Annotated in this window: 4 protein-coding genes; 1 reads left to right on the forward strand and 3 read right to left on the reverse strand. The window is 76.0% G+C overall.

Annotation, left to right across the window (positions count from 1 at the left end; all coding sequences use genetic code 11):
• Positions 1–139 precede the first annotated feature (139 nt).
• The 3 genes from MW084_RS23650 to MW084_RS23660 all read right to left on the reverse strand — a co-directional run bounded on the left by MW084_RS23650 (position 140) and on the right by MW084_RS23660 (position 2,910).
• A complete protein-coding gene (locus tag MW084_RS23650; RefSeq protein WP_010473117.1) occupies positions 140–571 on the reverse strand; it encodes a VOC family protein in 432 nt (143 codons plus the stop codon).
• A 198-nt stretch (positions 572–769) separates the two neighbouring features.
• The gene (locus MW084_RS23655; RefSeq protein WP_010473115.1) at positions 770–1,393 is read right to left on the reverse strand and encodes a histidine phosphatase family protein; all 624 of its coding nucleotides are present in this window, start codon (positions 1,391–1,393) and stop codon (positions 770–772) included.
• Positions 1,394–1,827: 434 nt separating this feature from the next.
• On the reverse strand, positions 1,828–2,910 hold the full coding sequence (locus MW084_RS23660) for an NADH:flavin oxidoreductase/NADH oxidase (protein WP_010473114.1): 1,083 nt from the start codon (positions 2,908–2,910) through the stop codon (positions 1,828–1,830).
• A 128-nt stretch (positions 2,911–3,038) separates the two neighbouring features.
• Between MW084_RS23660 and MW084_RS23665 the strand changes: the two genes are divergently transcribed.
• Positions 3,039–3,389, forward strand: a complete 351-nt coding sequence (locus MW084_RS23665) for an ArsR/SmtB family transcription factor (protein WP_029553686.1) — start codon at positions 3,039–3,041, stop codon at positions 3,387–3,389.
• Positions 3,390–3,585: the final 196 nt, after the last annotated feature.

Consider the following 3,585-nt stretch of genomic DNA (forward strand, 5'->3'; position numbering starts at 1 on the left):
CNGCNNCCGCCCTGCCGAGCCCTTCGGCGTCCTCGGCCCGGTCGACGGGGCGGACGAGCGCGCCCGCGCCCGCACCGGCAGCGCCCGGGGCACGGGCCGGGACGTGACCGGAGCCTTCTCCCGGCGGGACGAGAAGCGCTCAGTCGATACAGAACTCGTTGCCCTCGACGTCCAGCATCGGGATGCACGACTCGTTCTCCTCGTCGGCGTAGAGCGTTCGCACGTGGGTCGCGCCGAGTGCGACAAGCCGCGCGCACTCGGCTTCGAGCGCGGCGAGGCGCTCCTCTCCCACGAGCCCGGTGCCGACCCGGACGTCGAGATGCACCCGGTTCTTGACGGCCTTGCCTTCGGGGACGCGCTGGAAGTACAGGCGCGGGCCCACGCCTGAGGGATCACTGCAGGCGGACCACGCTCCCCGCTTCCCGGGAGGCAGGGCGCGGTCGAAGTCGTCCCAGGTGGTGAACCCCTCGGGGGGCGGCATGACGTACCCCAGCACTTCGCACCAGAAGCGGGCGAGGCGCTCGGGTTCTGCGCAGTCGAAGGTGACTTGGAACTTCCTGATCTCCGGCATCGGCGCACCGTACCGCGTGCCGGGGGGACCCCGCCGCTCGTTTCCCGGGTGGCTCCGCCCGCCGTCCGCCGCGTCCCGGGCCGCCGGACGCGCACGGTGCCCGCCGGCCGGTGAACGGCGGGCCCGGGCGGTCGGAGGATCGGCGGGCCGGGCGGTCGGCGGACCGGCGCCGGTCCCGCCCCGGGCCCGCTCCGGGCCTCAGACGTGGAGTTCCCGCGGGAGGCCGGTCCAGCGCAGTTCGGCCGGGAGGTGGCCGGTGTCGTTGAAGAGGAGGAGCGCCGGGGGGCGGCCGGGTGCGTAGCGGATGACGGTCAGGGCCGCGTTGGCGTGGTTGACGCCCATCCAGCGCCACTTCGGTGCGTCGAGGGCGGCCCGGACGAGCCAGCCGATCAGGAAGGTGTGGGTGACGACGAGTTCGTGGCGGGGCTCGTCGCCGGCGACGGGTCCGGTGAAGTCCGCGAGCGCCGCCGCCGCGAGCCCCGGACCCCGCTCGCGTTCCTGGGCCGTGAACCGGCCCAGGAACGCGAGCCAGTCGTCGGCTGCCTCCGGCGGCAGTTCCTCCCGTCCCGGCAGGTGGGGGATGTAGTCGCCGGCCGCTTCGGAACGGTGCCGGGGGACGCCGTCGAACCGCTCGGCGACCAGTCGGGCGGTCCGTTCGGCACGGGCGAGCGGCCCGTGGTGGATCGCCGACAGCGGAACCCGGCGGAGCCGCTCCCCGAGCAGGGCGGCTTGGCGGCGGCCGGCGTCCGTCAGCCCGCTCCCGTCCGGTGACGCCTCGCCGTGGCGGGTGAGGTAGAGGTGGCGGGCGGCCATGCCGGTCATGGTGGGTCCTTCGACGAAGTGGGCCTTGCGGACTCACGGAGGGACGCCGCCGCACGCGACCGGGTTCCGCGGAGGGCGGGGCCGGGCCTCGCACCGGACCGGTGCGCCGCGGGTTCCGGGCGCGGGCCCCGATCGCGTCCCGCGGTCCCCGCCCGGCCCTCCGCCGGAGCGTCCCGGAGTTTGGAGCCCGGAGCCCGGAGACGTTCCTCCTCGGCCGTCGCCCGTCCGGGCGGACGGGACGGTGCCGGTACGCGTCCGGTGCGGTGCCCGTACCGGACGCGCCGGACCCCGTACCCGCACCCGCACCCGCACCCGTGTCCGCGGGCCCGGGAGCGGAGGCGCGGCCTCCGGGCAAGGGGGCGCGACCCGCCCGGTGCGCCCGACCGGTCCGCGGCGGCGGAGTACGCCTGCGGCCGACGGACGGTGCCGGTGCGTCAGACCGAGCGGTGGTACGGGTCCGGCACCCGCACCTCGCCGCCGAGTTCCCGTGCCGCGTGCCGCGCCCAGGAGGGGTTGCGCAGCAGCTCGCGGCCGAGGAGCACCGCGTCCGCCTCGCCGCCGGCCACGATCTTCTCCGCCTGCACGGCCTCGGTGATCAGCCCGACCGCGGCGACCGGCAGCCCCGTCTCCGCCTTCACCCGCGCCGCGAACGGCACCTGGAAGCCCGGCCCCACGGGGATGCGGGCGCGCGGCGCGTTCCCGCCGGTCGACACGTCGAGCAGGTCCACGCCGCGCTCCTGGAGCAGGGCGGCGAACCGCACGGTGTCGTCGGCCGTCCAGCCCGCCCCCTCCTCCAGCCAGTCGGTGGCCGATATGCGGAAGAACAGCGGCAGTTCCCCGGGCCACACCTCGCGCACCGCGTCGACGACCTCCAGCGCGAAGCGCGTGCGGTTCTCGAAGGAGCCGCCGTACGCGTCGGTGCGGCGGTTGCTGTGCGGGGAGAGGAACTCGCCGATCAGGTAGCCGTGGGCGCCGTGGATCTCGACGACCTCGAAGCCCGCGTCGAGGGCCCGCCGCGCCGCCGCCGCGAACTCGCCGACGACCGAGCGGATCCGCTCCGGGGACAGCTCCTCCGGCACCGGGTGGCCCTCGTCGAAGGGCACCGGGCTCGGGCCGACGGGCCGCCACCCGCGCGCGTCCGCGCCGAGCGGGGCGCCGCCCTTCCAGGGGCGTTCGGTGGAGGCCTTGCGTCCGGCGTGGGCGATCTGGATGCCCGCGACCGTCCCCTGGCCCTTGAGGAAGCCGGTGATCCGGCGCAGCGCCTCGACCTGGGTGCCGTTCCAGATGCCGAGGTCGTACGGGGTGATCCGCCCCTCGGGGGAGACCGCGGTCGCCTCCAGCAGGATCAGGCCGGTGCCACCGGTGGCGCGGGCCGCGTAGTGGGCGAAGTGCCAGTCGTTCGCCACCCCGGTCCCCGGGCCGGACGCCTCGGCGCTGTACTGGCACATCGGCGCCATCCAGACGCGGTTGGGGACGGTCAGCGACCGCAGGGTGCGGGGTTCGAACAGCGCGCTCACGGCGGACTCCGTTCAGATGGGGCCGGTGTACGGTTCGTACGATAGTCGTCGTACTACGTCGTCTGTCAAACTACGAGGACTCTCGTACGATGGGGGGACCCGAGGAGTCTGGAGCCCCCGTGACCCGTGTGACCGCCGCGGCCGCCCCGCGCGAGCTCTCCCATCCCGCACGCGACGAGATCCGGCTCGAAGGCGTGCTCCACGCGCTCTCCGACCCGATGCGGCTGCGCGTCGTCAGCGAACTGGCCGCGGCGGAGGCGGAGGTCGCCTGCTCGCGCATCGACCTGCCCGTCACCAAGTCGACCACCACCCACCACTTCCGCGTGCTGCGGGAGTCCGGCGTCATCCGCCAGACCTACCGGGGCACCGCCAAGATGAACGCCCTGCGCCGGGAGGACCTCGACGCGCTGTTCCCCGGCCTCCTGGACGCCGTCCTCGCCGCCGCCGGGAAGCGGCCCGCCCGCCTCGGCGGCCTGTAGCCGGGCCGCCTCGCGGGCGCGTACCGCGATCGCGGCGGCGGGCGCGCGGGCCGCCGGCGTCCCGCGGCGCGCGTCCTGACCGGCGCCGCCCGGCCGGTCCTGGCCGTCCCCATCGGTGCGGCGGCGCGGCGGCGCGTCCCGCGGCGCGGGGCGGGACGGGGGGCTTCCCCCGGCCGGGATGAGGCGGGTTGTGAGG

This window comes from Streptomyces sudanensis, assembly GCF_023614315.1.
GTDB lineage: Bacteria > Actinomycetota > Actinomycetes > Streptomycetales > Streptomycetaceae > Streptomyces > Streptomyces sudanensis.